We start from the raw sequence: 19,082 nt of genomic DNA, 5'->3' as shown, positions 1-19,082 counted from the left end.
CGCTCCTGCCGTTTCGCGGCCTGCGCCGCCGTCGCAGATGTAGAGGCTGGGCGCACCGGGGTTCAACCCTGCTTCGCCCCTGCCCGCCCGCCGCACCTGCGAATGCAAAAGGCGCGCCCGACCGGGCACGCCTTCCATTGTCACCATAGAGTATGCGTCGCCGCTCAGCTGTCCCAGTGGGTCATCAGCGACACGCCTTCGTTCTGCAGCGCACGCCACAGGATCTCGTCGCGGCCATAGACGTCGTCGCGGAAGTTCACGTTGCCCTTCGCCTGGGTGAAGGCCGTGCGATAGACCAGATGCACCGGGATCGGCTCCGCCAGCGGCACCTTGGTGTTCTGACCCGACCGCAGGATCGACTGGAAGAAGTTCACCGGATCCTGCTCCTGCCGGGACAGCAGCACGTAGGCGAAGTCATGCGGATCGTTCAGACGAACGCAGCCGTGCGAGAAGGTCCGCACCTCGCGGGAGAACAGGCTCTGCGACGGGGTGTCGTGCAGGTAGATGTTGTACTTGTTCGGGAACATGAACTTCACCGTCCCCAGCGCGTTGCGCGGCCCAGGACGCTGGCGCATCGAATAGGGGAAGCTGCGGCTGGAATACTGCGCAAAGCTCTGGCCCCGGCTGACCACGCGGCCACGGCCGTCGATGATCTCCAGATGGCCTGCCGCGCCCGGGTTGGAGCGCAGCAGCGGCAGGTATTCGTTCACGATGATCGACCGCGGCACGTACCAGAACGGGTTGATGACCATGTGCTCCATCATGTCGGAGAATTCCGGCGTACGATGGGTCGACTGGTTCTGCCCGATGACCGAGCGCGTCTCGAACGTCACCTTGTCGTCGTCGATGATCTGGGCATGGAAATCCACGAGGTTGACGAGGACGTGCCGCTTGCCCCGCCCCTCGGGGAAGTTCAGCCAGCGCTCACGCTCCATGGCGACCATGATCGACTTCAGCCGCTCTTCGGGCGCGGCGTTGATCGCCTTCATGGTCGATGCACCGGCCACGCCGTCGACCTCGAGCCCGTGATCCTCCTGCACCGCGCGCACGGCGGCGGTCATGTTCTCGTCGTAGCGGGTGGTCAGCGACGGCTTGAGATAGTTCATCGCGACAAGACGGTTGCGCAGGGCGACCACGTCAGGCCCGCTCTGCCCCGGCTCGAGGCTCGACGCCTGCACGATGGGGCCCCAGCCGCCGTGACGGATGCGCTGTTCCAGCATCAGCTTGGCGCGCATCAGGCGCGAGTATTCGGCGGTCGGCGGGACGAGGCTGCGGAACACGGCATCGGGACGCTCGGTCGTCAGACGCGACAGCAGTTCCTCGGGCGCGCGGCGCGGGACCTCGCGCTTGATGTCGGACACCACGGCGCCCGGATCGTCCAGCACGCCGGTCTGCAGATCGTTGGCGAAGCTGATGAACAGCTTCGACAGTTCCACCTCCAGAAGGCCGCGGTCGCGGCCGGACGTGGCGGCGGCCAGCTGCGCGCGCAGGGTGTGCTCATTATAAAGACGGGTGGGCAGGCCGTGCACGTCAGCCATGGCAAAGGCTTCCAGCAGCGCCACGCGACGGGCGCGATCCTCCTCGGAGGGGCCGGTCCAGATCGGCTCGAACCCGCGTGCACGGTAGAAGGCGGCGATGCTTTCATTCTGCCCGACGTGTTCCGCCACGGCCTGCTTGTAGGCCGTCACCTTGAAGGACAATTCCTCTGCCGCGCCGACCGCGGGCAAGGCGGCAGCCATCACACCGGCCAGCAAAAGGGCACGCAGCCCGACCTTCGCAACTTTCATTCCTTGACCCTCATATCTTCTGTCCGCCCTTGATTTAAACTTGTCTAACAATGTCATAACCCTGTAAACTCACAAACGTGGCAGACGGGCTCCGATGTGTTCCGGGCGCCCGATCCGCGCATTTGCGCCACACCTTCCCAGCACTGCGCGAGATTTTGCCACTTCCCTCTTGAAGGATAAAATTCGTCATAAATCGCACTTTCTCCACTATGCGATTCGTGCCATACAGGTTCCGACATCTGGGGATAGATGGCAGTGCACACCCAACGAGGTGTGCGTACACAGGTAACAGCGACCAGGGACAGGCGCTCATCATGGCAGATTCGACAACGGGCAGCTTCACGCGCCGGGGTATCCTCGGCGCCTTCGCAGCAACGACACTCGCAGCTGCGCCCACCTACTCCAACGCAGCAGGCTTCCTGCGCGGCGCGGGCGACATCAGACGCCTCCGCATGTACTCCGGCAGGACCGGGGAACGCATCGACATGATTTACTGGATTGAAGGCCAGTACCTCGCCGATGCAATCAAGGAAATCAACTACTTCATGCGCGACTGGCGCACGAACGACGTCAAGAACATCGACGCCCGCACCATCGACATCTGTACGGCGGCGCACCGGCTTCTCGACTGTTCCGAGCCCTACATGCTCATCTCCGGCTATCGTTCGCCGAAAACCAACGCGATGCTGCGGTCCAAGTCGTCCGGCGTCGCCAAGAACTCCCGCCACCTGCGCGGCGAGGCGGCTGACCTCCGGCTTTCCAGCCGGTCCGTCAACCAGATGGCAAAGGCAGCTATGGCCTGCCACGGCGGTGGCGTCGGTCGTTACTCCGGCTCCAACTTCGTACATATGGACTGCGGCCCCGTGCGCTCCTGGGGCGCCTGAGGCTTACCCCTTTATCTACTCCACCAAGAAGGCGCCCTTTGCGGCGCCTTTTTCGTTTCTGGCAGGGATCGCGGGGGATTGGCAGTCAGGTATACCCGACATTCGCGATCTCTGTCCTCGGTGAAGACCACAGCGACGAGGCCTTCATGCGGGATAAACGACGCGGCTGCGCGTTCGGTTCCACAGAAAGTCACGAAATTTCAGGAAAATGCGCACCGTCGGCGCATGCCCCTTCTGTCGGGCGTTCGAAGCTATCGAACGAAGTCACTGAAGGGGGGAAAGTGGCGCGGTTGACGGGGCTCGAACCCGCGACCCCCGGCGTGACAGGCCGGTACTCTAACCAACTGAGCTACAACCGCGCTTTGTGGGGGCAGATAGTCCGCAGCGCACCGGGTGGTCAAGCGGAAAATCCAACGGCACGGGCGGAAAATCCCCGGCGCTCCGCCCTGCCCTTCGCCGACCCGCGCAAACCGGCGATCTCTCTGGAAAAAGGCCCGGAAAAGCAAAAGCCCCCGCCGAAGCGAGGGCTGTTCTGACGCCATGTGATCGGACAGCGGTGGCGCGGTTGACGGGGCTCGAACCCGCGACCCCCGGCGTGACAGGCCGGTACTCTAACCAACTGAGCTACAACCGCTCGCTGCCCGCCCGAAGCTGTCTGCCTCGTGGCGTGAGAGGCCTTCTATGGGCTGCACCTACTGCCGTCAAGCGGTTTCCGACCAGCTTTTTCGCAAAAATTCCGGCGGCCCTTCAGGTGCCCATCTCCCGTCCAGCATCGCACAGTCACAGTGACGCAGAGGGGCAACGAAGGCCTCGAACGCGGCCATCCAATAAGGCGGACGCCGGCCGGCCATGCTACCACTGACCGCGTAGCCCTGCTTCGAATCGACCCTCACGTGACATCTTCAGATACCATTGGCCGCCGCCTGATCGTTACCGTCGCGCGCCCCGAACCCGTCGCGCAACGCTGGGTTGGGCCGCTTGCCGCGAACTCACCTGACGTAAAGTCGCCGAAAAACACCGTGTCATTTCAACACCTTTCCAAATCATGGCAGAGTAGGTCATCCTTGTCAGACAGTCGCCGATAGTTGCCTAGTAACCAATACCCAAGGGAAGTCGCCCCGTGGAGCATATCCTCAGACAGAACGTCGCCTTCTTTGACCCGCTCGGTCAGCGCTACGAAATCAGTACCGCGGAATACATCTCGCTGTTGCGGGGCTCCGGAACCCAGGTTTACCTGCTCTGCGCCTACGGGCTTCTGGTGGCGACGGACGCGCCCGGAATGCTCGGAAAGATCAGCCTGGCCGTGACACTGGGGCTCTGGGCGCTGGTCGTGGTTCTCTTCCTGGTCACCCATGGCCTCGTGATCTTCGCGCTGGCCGCGCTCCAGCAGCGGACGAAGCGATTCACAACCCCCGGGTTCATCGCGGCGCTTGCGGCGCTGACACCCACCGTGCTCATCGGCGAATGGCTGACCGCCGTCGCAAGCCACGGTGCCGTGCCTTTCGCGATCTGGCCGAGGATTCTCTTCTATTTCGTGATCGCCGAGATGTTCATCCTCATCTACATGCGATACGTGCGCCCGGTCGTCAGCCAGCCGCAGCCCCCGGCGCAGGCCGAACCCGAACCCGAACCGGCCGCCGCCTCCACCGCCACGCCCGAGGACGAGTCGGACGAAGACAGCCGCCGCATCCTGATCGGCGCGGAACCCGTCCCCCTCGCCCGCCTCCGCCATATCCAGGCCCGCGAACACCACGTACATGTCGTGCTCGACCGCACCACCATCACGCAGCGCGCGCGCCTTTCGGACATCGTGGCCCAGACCGAGCCGGACGACGGCATACAGCCGCACCGCTCGTGGTGGGTGGCAGCCCGCGTCGCGCGCGGACTATCGCGAGACGGGCAGAAACACGTTCTTAAGCTGGATGACGGAACCTCTGTCCCGGTGGCACGTTCCCGTCTGACAGAGGTGCGCGAGTGGCTCGATCGCCGGGCCTGAACCGCGCCCTCAGCGCCGTTTCCTGACGCAATCGTGAGTGCTGGACGCCGCCCCCCGGCCTTGGTAGGCCGGGGCCGAACATGCCGCCCAAGCGACGAGAAGGGAGCCACGACAGCATGACCGACACGCCCGAAACGCCGACGGACATGATCCGCTTCGGCTGGGAGGAATGGGTCTCGCTGCCCGATCTCGGCCTTCCGGCGCTGCGCGCCAAGGTCGACACCGGCGCCCGGACATCCGCCCTGCACGCCTTCGACATCGAAACCTTCGGGTCGGCCTCCGCCCCCAAGGTGCGCTTTACCGTGCACCCCGTCCCGGGACGCGAGGACCTGGTGATTCCCTGCTCCGCCCGGATCGTCGACCGGCGGCAGGTCACCTCGTCGAACGGCGAGTCGGAGATGCGCTATGTCATCGCCTCGACCCTGCGCGTGGGCGACGAAAGCTGGCGGATCGAACTGACGCTGACCGACCGCTCCTCCATGGCGTCGCGGATGCTGCTGGGGCGCGAGGCGCTGAAGGATCACATCACCATCGTCGCCACCGACCGCTTCCAGCAGCCGAAGATGTCCTACGACGTCTACACCACCGCCCGCGTGCGCAGCGCCGCGCCCAACCGCGCCCTGCGCGTTGCGGTGCTGAGCCGGGAGGACAACTATTCCACCCGCCGGCTGGTCGAGGAAGGCGAGAAACGCGGCCACACCGTCGAGGTCATCGACACCACGCGCTGCTACATGGCGATCAACGCCATGGCGCCGGAGGTGCACTACGACGGCAAGCGCCTGCCGCGCTACGACGCGGTGATCCCGCGCATCGGCGCCTCCATCACCTCCTACGGCACCGCCGTCATCCGCCAGTTCGAGACGATCGGCACCTTCTGCCTGAACGGCTCGGACGGGATCGCCGCCTCGCGCGACAAGCTTTACGCCCACCAGCTCATGGCGCGGCACAAGATCGGCATGCCCAACACCGCCTTCGCCGCCTCGCCCAAGGACACGCAGTCGCTGATGCGGCTCGTGGGGACCGCACCGCTGATCGTGAAGCTGCTCGAATCGACGCAGGGCAAGGGCGTGGTGCTGGCCGAGACCAAGAAGGCCGCGGAATCGGTCATCGACGCCTTCCGCGGGCTGAAGGCGAATTTCCTCGTTCAGGACTTCGTGAAGGAGGCCGCCGGAGAGGACATCCGCTGCCTCGTCGTCGGAGGCAAGGTCGTGGCCTCGATGAAACGCACCGGGGCGGAGGGCGATTTCCGCTCCAACCTGCACCGGGGCGGCCAGGCCTCGGTCGTGCGCATCACGAAGGAGGAGCGCGACACCGCCCTGCGCGCCGCCCGCTCTTTCCGCCTGAACCTCGCCGGCGTGGACCTGCTACGGTCCGAGACAGGCCCCAAGGTGCTGGAAGTGAACTCCAGCCCCGGCCTCGAAGGGATCGAGACCGCGACCCGCAAGAACGTGGCCGAAAAGGTCTATGACCATATCGAGGCGAAGGTCCGCCCTGCCCCCGTCCGCCGCCGCATCGAGCCGGAGGACTGAGGCGGGCACCGCCTGCCGTTATCCGGCCTCCCCGAAGAACCGCAGGACCAGCCGGATCAGCCAGACCCAGAACAGAAGTCCGGCGATGGCGAACGGCGCGATCCACCAGCCGGAGAACTGCCGGCGGCTGGGGAGGCAGGCCCGCACAAAACGGATTTTCTGGGCGATGGTCCCCGGCATTCCAACTCCTTGCCGCATGCCGAAACGGGGCACGCGTTCCTCATGAATCGTTAACATGGCAAAAGTTGACATGGCGTTTACGAATGGGTTCCGCATTGCCAAGTGCCGCGGTGCGACCCTTTACCCTGACCGCCTTAATCCCTATATGTTCGGTCAGGTTTGAAAGAGGATCCCCATGAGCGAGCAGAACCCCCCGCTTGAAGGCGCGCCGCTGGTCGCCCCCTCCAGCACCGACCACCCGCTCTACGACACCGTGGTGGAGGCCTGCCGCACGGTCTATGACCCGGAAATCCCGGTGAACATCTACGATCTGGGCCTTGTCTACACGGTCGACATCAATCCGGAGAACGAGGTCAAGATCATCATGACCCTCACCGCGCCGGGTTGCCCCGTGGCGGGCGAGATGCCCGGCTGGGTGGCCGAGGCGGTCGAACCCCTGCCCGGCGTGAAACACGTCGACGTCGACCTGACGTGGGAGCCGCCCTGGGGCATGGACATGATGTCGGACGAAGCGCGGCTGGAACTGGGCTTCATGTAAATCGCCGGGCGCTCTGCGCCCTGCCCCGTCGCTATTGCCGAACGCCGCCCGGAACGCCTTTCGCCCGGGCGGCGTTGTCTTGCCGATGCGACTGTATTTCGACCTCGGCCTCATGGCCCTCGCCGCGCTCTGGCTTCTCCTGCACGGGGGCCTCGCGCATGCCCAATCGCCATCGCCATGGTTCGAGGTCGAGTCCCTGAACGACGGGCTCGGACCCGCGCCGGACTGGATCGACCGCTCCACCCCTCGCGCGACGATGGAGCTGCTGATGCGCGCCGGGCAACGCAGCGACACCCCCGCCGACGCGCCCGGCCAGCTTGGCCACCTCCTCAACCTCAACGACCTCGAACCGGAGGTGCAGCGCTCGGCGGGCGACCGGCTGGCGCGCGACCTCGGCACGGTGATCGCCCGCCGCGTGATCGTCGACTGGAGCCAGATCATCGACCGCCCCGACGGGCTCGACGCGCTCGAGACGTCGAACGCCGCCACCGCCGGGATGCCGCGCCGCTCGCTCCTGCTGTGGGAAATCGACCTTGACGGCGTGCCCTCCGCCATCCGGCTGGAGCGGGTGAAGCCCGAGGGCGCGGACCCGGTCTGGGTGATCTCCGCCCGCACCGTGCGTAACATCGCCCCGCTCTATGCCGCCTACGGGCCCACGGGGTTCGAGAAATGGCTGCCCGACGCGCTGCGCGAACCGGCCTTCTGGCGCCTGATGTGGTGGGAGGTTCTGGGTGTGCCGCTGCTCATCTTCCTCGCCGGGTTGTCGGGCTGGGCCATGTCGCGGGCATTGCGCCGCATCGGACGGCTGGCCAGCCACCGCGTGACCTCCGCCATCTTCCGCTCCGCCCGCATCCCGCTGCTGATCGCCACCGTGGCGCTTGTGCTGTCGGTGGGCATGCAGACCATCTTCGTCTTTTCGGGACGGCTGAACAGCGTGCTCTCGCCACTCGTCGCCGCCGGTTTCGTCACAGCCGCGCTCATGCTGATCGTCAACGTGATCGAGGTCATCCTCGACGAGATCACCGGCTTCGAGCAGATGGACCTCACCCGCCAGCAGTTCGACGAGACCCGAACCCGCGCCACGCGCATCGCCGCCGTGCGCCGCCTGCTGGTCATCGTCGTGTTCCTCTTCGGCTTCGGCATCGTGCTGTCCTCGGCCAACCTGTTCCGCACCTACGGCTTTTCGCTGCTGGCCTCCGCCGGGGTGCTGACGCTGATCCTGGGCTTTGCCGCCCGCACGATCCTCGCCAACATCCTGTCTTCGCTGCAGATCGCCCTGAACCAGTCCGCCCGGATCGGCGACCGCGTGGTCTACAAGGGCGCGCTCTGCCACGTCGAACGGATAAACTTCACCTATGTGCAGCTGCACAGCTGGGACGGCACGCGGCTGGTGGTGCCGGTCAACGAGTTCACCTCCACCACCTTCGAGAACTGGACGCTGAAGGAACCGGAGATGCTGCGCGTCCTGAAGTTCAAGCTCGCACCCTCCGTCGACATCGACCGCCTGCGCACATGCCTGGGCGAAGTGCTGGACGAGCTCGACCCCGAAGAGCTCGACGACCGCGACAAGGCCTCCGTCAGCGTCACCGGGCAGGACGCTTTCGGCATCGACGTGTGGTTCATGGTGCCCTGCCGCGATCCGAACACCTCCTGGGACGTGGCCTGCACCGCCCGCGAACGCCTTGTCGCCCGCCTCGCGCGGATCGAGGAAGAGGGCACCACCGTCTTCCCCGAAGTCCCCTCCGCCGACGCGGCCTGAGCCATGCGGAGCGTTGTGGCCTGAAAGGGTGGCGCATCGTCCGGTCTGAGCGCGTGCGCACAGGGGCCCGGCGCGCACGACCTTGAGATTTGGGCGCCGACACATTAGGTTGGCCCTACGCGAAAAGGACCCCTGCAAAGGAACCCCGATGTTCGGCATACCCGGCAAATCCCCCGTGACCATCACGCCCAAGGCGGTCAGCCAGATCCGCAGGCTGATGGAGCGCGACAACCGCTTCGGCCTGAAGATCGGCGTCAAGAAGGGCGGCTGCGCGGGCATGGAATACACCATGGACTACGTCGACGCCGCGGAAGGCGCCGACGAGATCGTGGAACAGGACGGCGCCCGCGTGCTGATCGCACCCATGGCGCAGATGTTCCTCTTCGGCACCGAGATCGACTACGAGACCTCGCTTCTGGAAAGCGGCTTCAAGTTCCGCAATCCCAATGTTGTCGACGCCTGCGGCTGCGGCGAGTCGATCAAGTTCAAGGACGTCGAGGAGATGGCCGCAGACCGCGGACCGCAGGGCTGATGGCCCTCTCGGAGGAGGATCGCGCCTACGCCCGCGACCTCTTCTCCGGCCTCGGAGACGTCACCACCCGCCGCATGTTCGGCGGCATGGGCATCTATTCGAACGGCACGATCTTTGCCCTGATGATGTCCGACGGCACCCTCATGATCAAAGGCGCCGGGCCCTTCGTCGACCGGCTCGAAGAGATGGGCTGCGAGCGCTGGCGTTACACCCGCAAGAACGGCAAGGGCGCGGCCATGCCCTACTGGACCCTCCCCGGCGCGGCCCTCGACGACCCCGAGGAGGCGGTCGCCTTGGCCCGCGAGGCCCTGCAACACCTCTGACCCGACGTTCGCCCCGGCTGCGCCGGGCCGACCCGCGCGGGCGTTGCCCGCGACCGGGTTCGGTTCTGTCGCCTGTGACGCAGGCCAGGAGCGGGCCTTCGCCCGGCGGGGGCGCTGCCCCCGTACCCCCGAGGTATTTGGACCAAGATGAAGGGGGGGCGGCTTTTTTCTGGGCGCGCGCGCCTGAGCGGGGCGGTTCAGGTCTTTTGCAGGTGCAGGTAGGTTTCGGTGAACCGCCGCGAGAGGTGGTCGCCTGCGAGGATGGTCCGGTCCGAGCCCATGGGCGCCACGTTCGTGTCGTGGTTCGGGTTGAAGAACAGCGGCACGGAGATCCGTTCCTCGGCCGACCCCTTCACCCGGTGCAGCGTCGCCTTCACCCGTCCCTCGGTCCACATCCCCAGCATTTCGCCGAAGTTGATGACGAAGGTGCCCGGGTTCGCCTGCACGGGGTGCCAGGCGTCATCGCGGCCCAGAACCTCCAGCCCCGGGACACCGTCCGTTCCCAGCAGCGTCAGGCAGCCGTAATCGGTGTGGTCCGCGATGCCGAAGTCCTTCTCGCCCGCCCAGTCCGGACGCGGCGGATAGTAGTTGCCCCGCAAGAGCGCCATCGGGCGGTCGAACCTGGTGTCGAAGTAGTGGCGATCCGCGCCGATCGCCTCGGCGATGCCGCGCAGCAGGTCCAGCGCCACCGCCATGGCGTCGCGGTAATAGGCGCCGATCACCTCGCGGAAGCCTTCGGGGCTGTCCGGCCAGAGGTTCTCGGCATAGACCGGCAGGCCCGTTTCCGGAGCGGCGAAGCCCACGTCGAAGACCTGCTTGTAATCCGGGTTGGCGGCGGGATCGACCTGTTCCGACCGCGGCGCGCCCCAGCCGCGGTTCGCCCCCGTCACCGCCATGTCCACCTTGCGCTTCTCCGCCTCCGGCAGGTCGAAGAAGGCGCGGTATGCGGCCAGCACGAAGCGCATCCGGGCGGGCGTGATCGCCGTATGCGCGACCTTGAGGAAGCCGATTTCCTCCGCGCCGCGGCGCAGGGCGGAGAGCGTTTCGGGATCGCGCGCGGCGATCTTGCGGGCATCGAGAACAGGGATCATCCGTGCCTCCGTCAGGGTCGTTCCGACTGTTGCCACGCGGGCCTGTGGCGCGCAACCACCCTTGACCTCCCGGCCCCACTCGCGAAACTGCGCGCAAGCAGCGAAAGGAAGAGACCATGCGCACGAAACTGGCCGCCGGCAACTGGAAGATGAACGGCACCACCGCCAGCCTTGACGAACTCGACGCCATGGCAGAGGCCGCGAAGGGCGCGGCCGAGGTGCTGATCTGCCCGCCCGCGACGCTGATCTCGGCCGCCAGCGCCCGTGCGGACGGCGTGGCCATTGGCGGACAGGACTGTCACGCCAAACCCTCCGGCGCCCATACCGGCGACATCGCCGCGGACATGCTGAAGGACGCGGGCGCGACCTATGTCATCCTGGGTCACTCCGAGCGGCGCTCCGACCATGACGAGCACAACGATGCCGTGCGCGACAAATGCGATGCGGCCTGGGCCGCCGGACTGACCGCCGTGGTCTGCGTCGGCGAAACGCTCGACCAGCGCGAATCCTCCAACACGCTCGACATCATCGGCGGCCAGCTTGCGGGCTCGATCCCCGATGCGGCCACCGGCCACAACCTCGTCGTCGCCTACGAGCCCGTCTGGGCCATCGGCACCGGCAAGGTGCCCACCACCGACCAGATCGGCGAGGTGCACGACTTCATCCGCGCCCGGCTGGAGCGCCGCTTCGGCGAGGGTGTGGGCCGCTCTGTCCGCATCCTTTATGGCGGGTCGGTGAAGGCCGCGAACGCGAAGGAGATCTTTGCCACCTCCAACGTCGATGGCGCGCTGGTAGGCGGGGCCTCCCTTAAGGCCTCCGACTTCGTGCCGATCATCGAGGCGCTGAACGCCAGCGCCGACTGAGCCGGACCACCGCTTCGGTCATCGCGGGCCGGGATACCCTCCCGGCCTGCCCTGCGCGCGGGACACAGCGCGCCCTCTGCAGCAGAGGAAAACACGATGGAGGGTGAGGTTTACGCCACCCTGCGATTCCGTACGCGCCAGCGCCGGACAGGCGCGCGCCCTTCGGAACACCCCCTGAACACGGCCCGCCAGGGGTTGGGTATTCCGGAATACGCGGCAGGCGCCCGCGATGTTATCTGTTAACACACCGTTGATATCGATTTGCGACGGCGATTGCGGTGATTGTTCCGCACAGGCGATTCCCCCGGCTGCTCGGGGGTCGTTCAGGGCATCACCACGCCCATTCCAGAAAGGATATTTGAAATGTCTGCCCAGAAGTCTGCCAAGGTCCTCACCTCCGTCATCGCCGCCGCTGCCATGGCGCTTTCCCTCTCTGCCGCGACCCCGGCCGCCGCGCTGAACCAGAACGAGCGCAACGTCGTCGGCGGAGTCGTTCTCGGCGTGATCGGCACGCTCGCCATCCAGGGCGCCCGCAAGAACCACCAGCAGCGCACCTACACCACCCGCGTCTGCCACGACCCCTACCAGACCTACCGCAACGGCCAGCTGGTCACCGTCTGCCGCTGACCGACGCGGACGGGTCCGTCGCCTGCTGTCCGGGCTGACCGGACCGGCCAAACCGCGATACGAAAAAGGGGGCGCACCGCGCCCCCTTCCCTTCTCCAGCTGTCGGACGGGGCGGCCATACGCCCCGCGCCGTCACTCCGTGGCCGCCGGGGCGCCGAAGCCCCGCGCCTCGCAGAAGGCCCGTTCCAGCGGCTCGGACGGCAGCGATGCCCCCTCGCAGCGGACCTGCGGCCCCATCACCCGATCCGGCACCCAGGTCGAGATCGACGGGATGTAGGTCACCATGATCAGGAACACGAAGAGCACGGCGAGGAAGGGCAGCGCCGCCCGGACCACGCGCATCATCGGCATGCCCGCCACGCCGGAGGTCACGAAGAGGTTCAGACCCACCGGCGGCGTGATCATCCCGATCTCCATGTTCACCACCATGATGATGCCGAGGTGGATCGGGTCGATCCCCAGCTGCAGCGCGATGGGGAACACCAGCGGCGCGACGATCACCAGAAGGCCCGAAGGCTCCATGAACTGGCCGCCGATCAGCAGGATGACGTTCACGATCACCAGGAACATGATCGGCCCGAACCCGGCATCCAGCATGGCCGCGGCGATCTGCTGCGGGATCTGCTCGTCGGTCAGCACGTGCTTCAGGATCAGCGCGTTGGCGATGATGAACATCAGCGTGATGGTCAGCTTGCCCGCATCCAGCAGAGTGTGCTTCGTGTCGCGGTGGAAGAAGGCGGTCACCAGCGCGATGGGCTTTTCCCACAGCGCCTTGTGGTGACCGTCCGCCATGCGCAGCGGTCCCATGTCGCGGTAGACGAAGTTGGCGATCAGGAAGGAGTAGACCGCCGCCACCGCCGCAGCCTCGGTCGGGGTGAAGACACCGCCGTAGATGCCGCCGAGGATGATGATGATCAGGCCAAGACCCCAGATCGCATCGGCGCCCGCCTCGAAGACCTCGCCCCAGCCGCGCCACTCGCCCTTGGGCAGCTTGCGCACCACGGCGATGCCGAAGATCGTGACCATCAACATGCCGCCCGCGATCAGGCCCGGGATGATACCCGCGAGGAACATCCGGCCCACCGACACGTCGGTGGCGGAGGCATAGACCACCATCACGATGGACGGCGGGATCAGGATGCCCAGCGTGCCCGCGTTGGCGATGACGCCCGCCGCGAAGTCCTTGGAATAGCCGACCTGCCGCATGCCCGCGATCACGATGGAGCCGATGGCAACCACCGTCGCCGGCGACGACCCGGAGAGCGCCGCGAACATCATGCAGGCAAAGACGCCCGCGATGGCCAGCCCGCCCGGCAGGTGGCCGACGATGGCGATGGAGAAGCGGATGATCCGCGCCGCCACCCCGCCGGTCGACATGAAGGACGACGCGAGGATGAAGAACGGGATGGCCAGCAGCGTGTAGTGCCCGGCCATCGCCTGGTAGAAGCTCTGCGCGACCGAGGACAGCGAGGTCTCCGACAGCACCAGCAGGAAGACGATCGACGAAAAGCCCAGCGACACCGCGATCGGCACGCCGACCAGCATCAGGCCGATCACCATGAGAAACAGAAGTACGACGTCCATGGGATCAGTCCTTGTTCATGTGCGCGACGTCTTCGACCGCGTCTTCGGCTTCATGGCTGACGATCAGGCTGTCGGAGGTGCCCTTCCAGATCCGCACGGTCGCCTGGACAAAGCGGAACAGCAGCAGCGCGGCGCCGACCGGCAGGATCACGTAGGGAATGAACCGCGGGATCTTCTCGTAGGCTTCGCCCTCGTTGATCAGCGGCTCGATCCAGCGCAGCCAGCCGGGGATCGGGGTGTCGACCATCTCGTACCACGACCGGTAGGACGTGCGGGTCATCTCCTCGAACCCGGTCGGGAACCAGCGCCCGGTGGTCTGCGGCAGGTTGGCGAAGTTCGCCCAGTAATCCCACGCGCCCTTCAGCAGGAGGCAGGCATAGGCGATGCAGATCGCACCGGCGAACAGCGCCATGACGCGGCGCACGGCGGGCGACATGATGTTCGTCACCGCGTCGACCCCGAGGTTCGCGGTCGTCTTCACCGCATAGCTCACCCCGAAGAGCACCAGCCACGAAAACAGGATGGAGGTCATCTCCAGCCCCCAGATCAGGCCGGTGTTGAAGCCGTAGCGCAGCACGACGTTGGTGAAGGTGATGATGGTCATCAGCCCCAGGATCAGGGCGATGAAGCTCTCCTCCAGCTCGTTGACGAAACGTCCGAGCATGGAGTCCGAGACGGTATGATCGGACATGTCCCCCTCCGAGAAATCAGGCCCTGCCGCGGCTCCCGCTCATTGCGTGGTCCGGGACCCGGTCGAACGGGCCGCAGATGTCGGGAGAAGCCGCCCTGTGGGCGTGGTGGGGACATCGGCACCTTTTCGGCCGCGTTCCCCGGGTGCGGTTCCGGCGGCGATCCCTGCCGCCGCCGGATTGTCTTGCCTGTCGTTCAGGCGCTTACATCGAGTTGTTGATCGCCTGTGCGGCGTCGATGTTTTCCTGGCCCACGTCGTCGGTGAACTGTTCCCAGACCGGCTTCATGGCGTCGACCCAGACCTGGCGCTGCTCTTCGGTCAGCTCGCGGATCTCGCCGCCGGCATCCAGAACCGCCTGGCGGGCCTCTGCGTCGACTTCACCCACGGCGGCGTTCCGCTCGGTGGTGACTTCGTTCAGGATGGTGGCCAGCTGCTCGCGGACCGCCGGGTCCAGACCTTCCCACCAGTCGACGTTGGTCACGACCAGATAGTCGAGCACGCCGTGGTTGGTCTCGGTCGTGCCGTCCTGCACCTCAAAGAACTTCTGGCCGTAGATGTTGGACCAGGTGTTCTCCTGCCCGTCGACGACGCCGGTCTGCAGCGCGCCGTAGACTTCCGAGAAGGCCATCGGCTGCGGCGACGCGCCGAGCGCTTCCATGTTCGCCTTCAGCACTTCGGAGGGCTGCACGCGGAACTTCAGGCCCTTGGCGTCTTCCGGCGAGATCAGCGGCTTGTTGGCCGAGATCTGCGTCAGGCCGTTGTGCCAGAACTCGAGGCCCAGGAGGCCGCGGCGCACCATGGATTCCTTCATCGCCTGGCCGGTCTCGGAGGCCTGGAAGGCGTCGACCGCATCGATGTTCTTGAACATGAACGGCAGGTCGTAGATGCGGAACACCTTGGTGAACTGCTCGAACTTCGACAGCGACGGCGCGGCCAGCTGGACGTCGCCCTGCAGCATCGCCTCGAGCACCTGGTCGTCGTTGTAGAGGGTGGAGTTCGGGTAGACCTCCATGCAGGCGGTGCCGTTCATCTCTTCGTTGACACGCTCGGCCAGCAGGGTGGCGGCGATGCCTTTCGGATGGCGGTCGGTGTTGGTCACGTGGCTGAACTTGATGACCATTTCGCCCTCTTCGCAGGACGCCTGCGCCGAGGTTGCGCCGGTCACGGCAAGGGCGGCCGCCGCGGCGGTCATGAGAAGCTTTTTCATCGGTATCCTCCCAGATACGGCTTGGTTTCTCGCCCGGCGCCCTCTCCCCGGGCACCGAATGACGTTACATGACCCGCCCCCGAGAATCGGATCAAGCGTGTTGCACGACCACGCCCCGCAGGCCGAAAAACGCCCAAGCGGCAAAGACTTGCCGACATCCATGCATTCTCGGAATGGCCGCCCCGCACGGCGGCTGTGCGGATTCCCGCACGCCCGTTAGCGCGGCTTGTGCGGAAATCCGCACAAGCGCCGCCCCCGATTCGCGCCCGCACCCCCGCGATTCGAACCGCACCCGGAAACCTCGGTCCCCCAAACGCCACGCAAGGGACGGCGCACGCCCCCACCCTTCATCTTGACAAAAATACCTGAAAGCCACCCAAGGCCCGTCACCCCTCCCGCCGGAAGGCCTCCGGCTTCAGCCCGTATTTCGCCAGCTTGTCGTACATCGTCTTGCGCGGCAGTTTCAGCGCCTTCGCGGCCTCCGCCGCCACGCCGTTGTGCCGCCCGAGGGCCGCCACCAGAAGCGACCGCTCGACCTGCGCCATCTGCTCGGCGAGCCCCATCTCGCTGGTCTTCGACAGTTCCTCCGGCATGCCCAGAACGAACCGCATGGCCGCCGACATCAGCGACCGCGCGTTGCCCGGCCAGTCCTGCGCCATCAGGCCCGCCTCGTGCTCCGGCGTGATCTCGGGCGGCTGGATGCCCGCCTGCTCGGCGGCCTGCGCCACGTAATGCCGGAACAGCACCGGAATGTCCTCGGGGCGCTCCGCAAGCGACGGGATGCGCACCTGCGCCACGTCCAGCCGGTAATACAGGTCGGCTGACAGCCGACCCTCCGCGACCATATGCTTCAGGTCCTGCGTCGTCCCCGCGATCAGCCGCGCCCCGCCCCGTTCCAGCGCGTCGGTCAGCGCAAGCTGCGTGTCCTCGGGCAGCACCCCGATCTCGTCGAGGAACAGCGCGCCGCCCTGCGCCGCCTCCCAGGCCGCCTCGAACCCGGCGCGGTCGAGCCCCGCGGCCGCGCGCTTCACGAACGGCCCCTTCGACTGGACCGAGCTCAGGTGCACCACCTCCGCCACCTTCGAGATGCCCGACCCCGGCGCCCCGCGCACAAGCGCCTCCGTCCCGGCGCGCGCCGCGGTGCGCACCTGCTCCCGCAGCCGCGTTACGGGCTCAGACAGGCCAAAGATCATCCGTGCGGCAGGATCCCCGGCCTCGAGCTGCGCCTTCATCCGCCGGTTGTCCAGCACCATCTCCCGCGTCTTCAGCGCCCGCCGCACCAGCCCCGCCAGTTCCGCCGGGCTGCAGGGTTTTTCGAGGAACCCGAAGGCGCCCTGCGACATCGCCCTGACCGCCATGGGAATGTCGCCCTCGCCGGTCAGCAGGATCACCGGCAGCTCCGGATCGCGGCCCTGCGCGTAATCCAGCAGGTGGAACCCGTCGCGCCCGGGCATCCGGATGTCCGACACCACCACGCCCGAAAAGGACGGCCCGATCAGGTCCTTGGCCTCCACGAAGGACCCTGCCGTCACCGGCTCGAAATCGTTCAGCTCCAGCGTCTGCCCCAACGCCTCGCGCACGGCCAGATCGTCGTCGACCAGAAGCACCTTGCAGATCATGCCGTCCCCCGTTTCATCGCCCGGCCCATGGCGTGTGCACCCCTTAGCGGGACGGCGGGCGGGGCGACATGCGCCACAGGCGCAGGAGCGCCGGACCCCGTCACGCCGCGGCCTCCGCCTGCCAGCGGTCCAGTTCCACCTCGAACTCCGCCCCGCCCCCGGCGATGTTCCGGCCGCGGATGTTGCCGCCAAAGCTCTGCACCAGCCCGTAGGAAATCGACAGGCCAAGCCCCATGCCGCCGCCCACCTCCTTGGTGGAATAGAACGGCTCGAACACCTTCTCCGGATCGGCGATGCCCGGCCCGGTGTCGCGCACCCGGACCACCAGCCGCTCGCCCGCCTCCACCCGGATCGCGATCCTCTTTACCGCCTGACCGGCCATGGCGTCGGCGGCATTGTTGATCAGGTTGACAAAGACCTGCCCCAGCCGCACCTCGCCGCCGATGGCATAAAGCGCCCCGCCCGGACGGTCCCAGGCCACCTCGACGCCTTCCGCCTCCAGCCGTGTCTCGGTCAGCTCCACCGCCTCGTCGATCACCGCGCAGAGGTCGACACGGCCCATCGGCTCGCTCTCGTTGCGGGCAAAGGCGCGCAGGTTGCGGATGATCCGCGCCGCCCGCCCCGCCAGCGCGGCGATCCGCGACAGGTTCTCCGCCGCCCGCTCCGGTTGCCCCTTGTCGAGGAACGCGCCGCCATTCTCCGCGAACTGCCGGATCGCCATCAGCGGCTGGTTCAGTTCGTGGCTGATCCCGGCCGACATCTGCCCCAGCGCCGACAGCTTCCCCGCCTGAACGAGGTCCGCCTGCGCCCGCCGCAAAGCCGCCTCCGCCTCCTGCCGCTCGCGTACCTCGTGACGCAGGGCGGTGTTAGCCTCCTCCAGCTCCAGCGTGCGCGCCCGCACCCGGACCTCCAGCGCCGTGTTCGCCTCCGTCAGCACGCGCCGCCGCTCCGCCAGCAGGAACAGCACCGCCCCGAAACCGAGGCAGAGGATCGCCACAACCGCCACCTGCAAGGCCGCAAGCCTGCGCGCCGGGCCCACGTCCACCAGCGCCTCGCCCGTCAACCCCACCACCGGCAAGGGCTGGACCAGGTGCAGCCCGCGTTCCGGCACGTAGGGCGACAGCGCCTGCCGCCAGATCTCGTACCCGCCGACAAAGCGCCGCGTGACCTCCGCCACGCCGCCGTCCGGACGGATCACCGCCTCCGGCGCCAGTTGCCAGAACAAGAGCTCCGAACGGTTGGTCACCAGGATGTCGCCGGCACTGTCGGTAAAGAACACGGAAGGGCGCGACCCACGCCATTCGCCCTCGATCCCTTCGAGGTCGACCACCATGACCAGCACACCCTGCACCCGTCCGTCCGCCCCGAAGGACGGCGCCGCATGCACGAAAAGCCGCTGCGATTCGTCCCGCGCCACCCGCGCGCCCGCCCCCAGCGCCCCGTCCAGCGCGCGGCGGAACCAGTCCGCCCGGGCAAAATCGCGGGGCACGTCGCCCTGTGTCGCGGCCAGCACCCGCCCCTCCGCGTCGGCGTAGAAGGCCAGCGCCGCGCCCGTCCGGTCGGCGCTGCGCTGCAGGAAGACCATGGCCCGCCGCGCCGCCGCGCCGCCGCTCACGCCTTCGTCGTGCAGGGCCTCCAGCACCGGATGATCGGCCAGCAGCACCGCCGCCGCCCTGTACCGCAAGAGCCCGGTCACCAGCCGGTCCGCCGCCAGCGCAAGGTCCGCCTCGCCGCGCGCACGCACCTGTTCCAGCGCCTGCCCGTAGGCATAGGACCACACGCCGTAGGACAGCCCGGCCACCCCCGCAAGGAAGGCCAGAACCGTCCAGATCCGGTGATGCCGCCTCGTCATCCGTTCCCCTTCAGCCGCCC

At 66.9% G+C, this 19,082-nt stretch carries 17 protein-coding genes and 2 tRNA genes; 9 read left to right on the top strand and 10 right to left on the bottom strand.

What is annotated here, in order from left to right:
- Window positions 1-164 precede the first annotated feature (164 nt).
- On the bottom strand, window positions 165-1,787 hold the full coding sequence (locus tag CDO87_RS19650) for a murein L,D-transpeptidase (protein WP_100930348.1): 1,623 nt from the start codon (window positions 1,785-1,787) through the stop codon (window positions 165-167).
- 314 nt (window positions 1,788-2,101) lie between these two features.
- Between CDO87_RS19650 and CDO87_RS19645 the strand changes: the two genes are divergently transcribed.
- A complete protein-coding gene (locus CDO87_RS19645) occupies window positions 2,102-2,671 on the top strand; it encodes a DUF882 domain-containing protein (protein ID WP_198521765.1) in 570 nt (189 codons plus the stop codon).
- Between the two features lie 282 nt (window positions 2,672-2,953).
- Here CDO87_RS19645 and CDO87_RS19640 read toward each other — a convergent pair.
- A tRNA-Asp gene (locus CDO87_RS19640) sits at window positions 2,954-3,030 on the bottom strand.
- 198 nt (window positions 3,031-3,228) lie between these two features.
- Window positions 3,229-3,305 (bottom strand) — tRNA-Asp (locus tag CDO87_RS19635).
- A gap of 486 nt (window positions 3,306-3,791) precedes the next feature.
- Between CDO87_RS19635 and CDO87_RS19630 the strand changes: the two genes are divergently transcribed.
- Both CDO87_RS19630 and rimK read left to right on the top strand, forming a co-directional pair.
- A complete protein-coding gene (locus CDO87_RS19630) occupies window positions 3,792-4,667 on the top strand; it encodes a LytTR family DNA-binding domain-containing protein (protein WP_100930346.1) in 876 nt (291 codons plus the stop codon).
- A 116-nt stretch (window positions 4,668-4,783) separates the two neighbouring features.
- A complete protein-coding gene (gene rimK, locus CDO87_RS19625) occupies window positions 4,784-6,196 on the top strand; it encodes a 30S ribosomal protein S6--L-glutamate ligase (protein WP_100930345.1) in 1,413 nt (470 codons plus the stop codon).
- Between the two features lie 18 nt (window positions 6,197-6,214).
- Here rimK and CDO87_RS26865 read toward each other — a convergent pair whose 3' ends face one another.
- Window positions 6,215-6,376 (bottom strand): hypothetical protein, encoded by a 162-nt coding sequence (locus tag CDO87_RS26865; RefSeq protein WP_157815054.1) that lies wholly within the window; start codon window positions 6,374-6,376, stop codon window positions 6,215-6,217.
- A gap of 175 nt (window positions 6,377-6,551) precedes the next feature.
- On the opposite strand from CDO87_RS26865, the gene CDO87_RS19620 reads away from it, so the two are divergent.
- From CDO87_RS19620 to CDO87_RS19605, 4 genes are all read left to right on the top strand, one after another.
- Complete coding sequence (locus tag CDO87_RS19620) at window positions 6,552-6,914, top strand: SUF system Fe-S cluster assembly protein (RefSeq protein ID WP_100930344.1); 363 nt, start codon at window positions 6,552-6,554, stop codon at window positions 6,912-6,914.
- A gap of 85 nt (window positions 6,915-6,999) precedes the next feature.
- Entirely contained in the window at window positions 7,000-8,673 is a 1,674-nt protein-coding gene (locus tag CDO87_RS19615; protein ID WP_100930343.1) for a mechanosensitive ion channel family protein, read from the top strand.
- Window positions 8,674-8,821: 148 nt separating this feature from the next.
- A complete protein-coding gene (locus tag CDO87_RS19610; RefSeq protein WP_100930342.1) occupies window positions 8,822-9,205 on the top strand; it encodes an iron-sulfur cluster assembly accessory protein in 384 nt (127 codons plus the stop codon).
- Window positions 9,205-9,528: a TfoX/Sxy family protein gene (locus CDO87_RS19605; RefSeq protein ID WP_100930341.1), complete on the top strand. Its 324-nt coding sequence runs from the start codon at window positions 9,205-9,207 to the stop codon at window positions 9,526-9,528. The genes CDO87_RS19610 and CDO87_RS19605 overlap by 1 nt, the downstream gene beginning before the upstream one ends.
- Window positions 9,529-9,725: 197 nt before the next feature.
- Here the strand turns inward: CDO87_RS19605 and CDO87_RS19600 are convergent, their stop codons facing one another.
- The gene (locus CDO87_RS19600) at window positions 9,726-10,619 is read right to left on the bottom strand and encodes an isopenicillin N synthase family oxygenase (protein WP_100930340.1); all 894 of its coding nucleotides are present in this window, start codon (window positions 10,617-10,619) and stop codon (window positions 9,726-9,728) included.
- Between the two features lie 116 nt (window positions 10,620-10,735).
- On the opposite strand from CDO87_RS19600, the gene tpiA reads away from it, so the two are divergent.
- On the top strand, window positions 10,736-11,482 hold the full coding sequence (gene tpiA, locus CDO87_RS19595; protein ID WP_100930339.1) for a triose-phosphate isomerase: 747 nt from the start codon (window positions 10,736-10,738) through the stop codon (window positions 11,480-11,482).
- A gap of 363 nt (window positions 11,483-11,845) precedes the next feature.
- Window positions 11,846-12,109, top strand: coding sequence for a hypothetical protein (locus CDO87_RS19590; protein ID WP_100930338.1), 264 nt, complete (start codon window positions 11,846-11,848; stop codon window positions 12,107-12,109).
- Window positions 12,110-12,241: 132 nt separating this feature from the next.
- On the opposite strand, the gene CDO87_RS19585 is transcribed toward CDO87_RS19590, so the two are convergent.
- The 5 genes from CDO87_RS19585 to CDO87_RS19565 form a co-directional block, all read right to left on the bottom strand.
- On the bottom strand, window positions 12,242-13,693 hold the full coding sequence (locus CDO87_RS19585; RefSeq protein ID WP_100930337.1) for a TRAP transporter large permease: 1,452 nt from the start codon (window positions 13,691-13,693) through the stop codon (window positions 12,242-12,244).
- A 4-nt stretch (window positions 13,694-13,697) separates the two neighbouring features.
- Window positions 13,698-14,384: a TRAP transporter small permease gene (locus tag CDO87_RS19580; RefSeq protein WP_100930336.1), complete on the bottom strand. Its 687-nt coding sequence runs from the start codon at window positions 14,382-14,384 to the stop codon at window positions 13,698-13,700.
- 202 nt (window positions 14,385-14,586) lie between these two features.
- Window positions 14,587-15,591, bottom strand: a complete 1,005-nt coding sequence (locus CDO87_RS19575; protein WP_100930335.1) for a DctP family TRAP transporter solute-binding subunit — start codon at window positions 15,589-15,591, stop codon at window positions 14,587-14,589.
- 386 nt (window positions 15,592-15,977) lie between these two features.
- Window positions 15,978-17,210, bottom strand: a complete 1,233-nt coding sequence (locus CDO87_RS19570) for a sigma-54 dependent transcriptional regulator (protein ID WP_100930334.1) — start codon at window positions 17,208-17,210, stop codon at window positions 15,978-15,980.
- 100 nt (window positions 17,211-17,310) lie between these two features.
- Window positions 17,311-19,062, bottom strand: coding sequence for an ATP-binding protein (locus tag CDO87_RS19565; RefSeq protein ID WP_100930333.1), 1,752 nt, complete (start codon window positions 19,060-19,062; stop codon window positions 17,311-17,313).
- Window positions 19,063-19,082 lie beyond the last annotated feature (20 nt).

The sequence above is a fragment of the Sagittula sp. P11 genome (assembly GCF_002814095.1).
In the GTDB taxonomy this organism is placed as follows: Bacteria; Pseudomonadota; Alphaproteobacteria; order Rhodobacterales; family Rhodobacteraceae; genus Sagittula.
The sequence above is the reverse complement of the archived record's forward strand: the minus strand, read 5'-3'. Positions and strand labels throughout refer to the sequence as shown.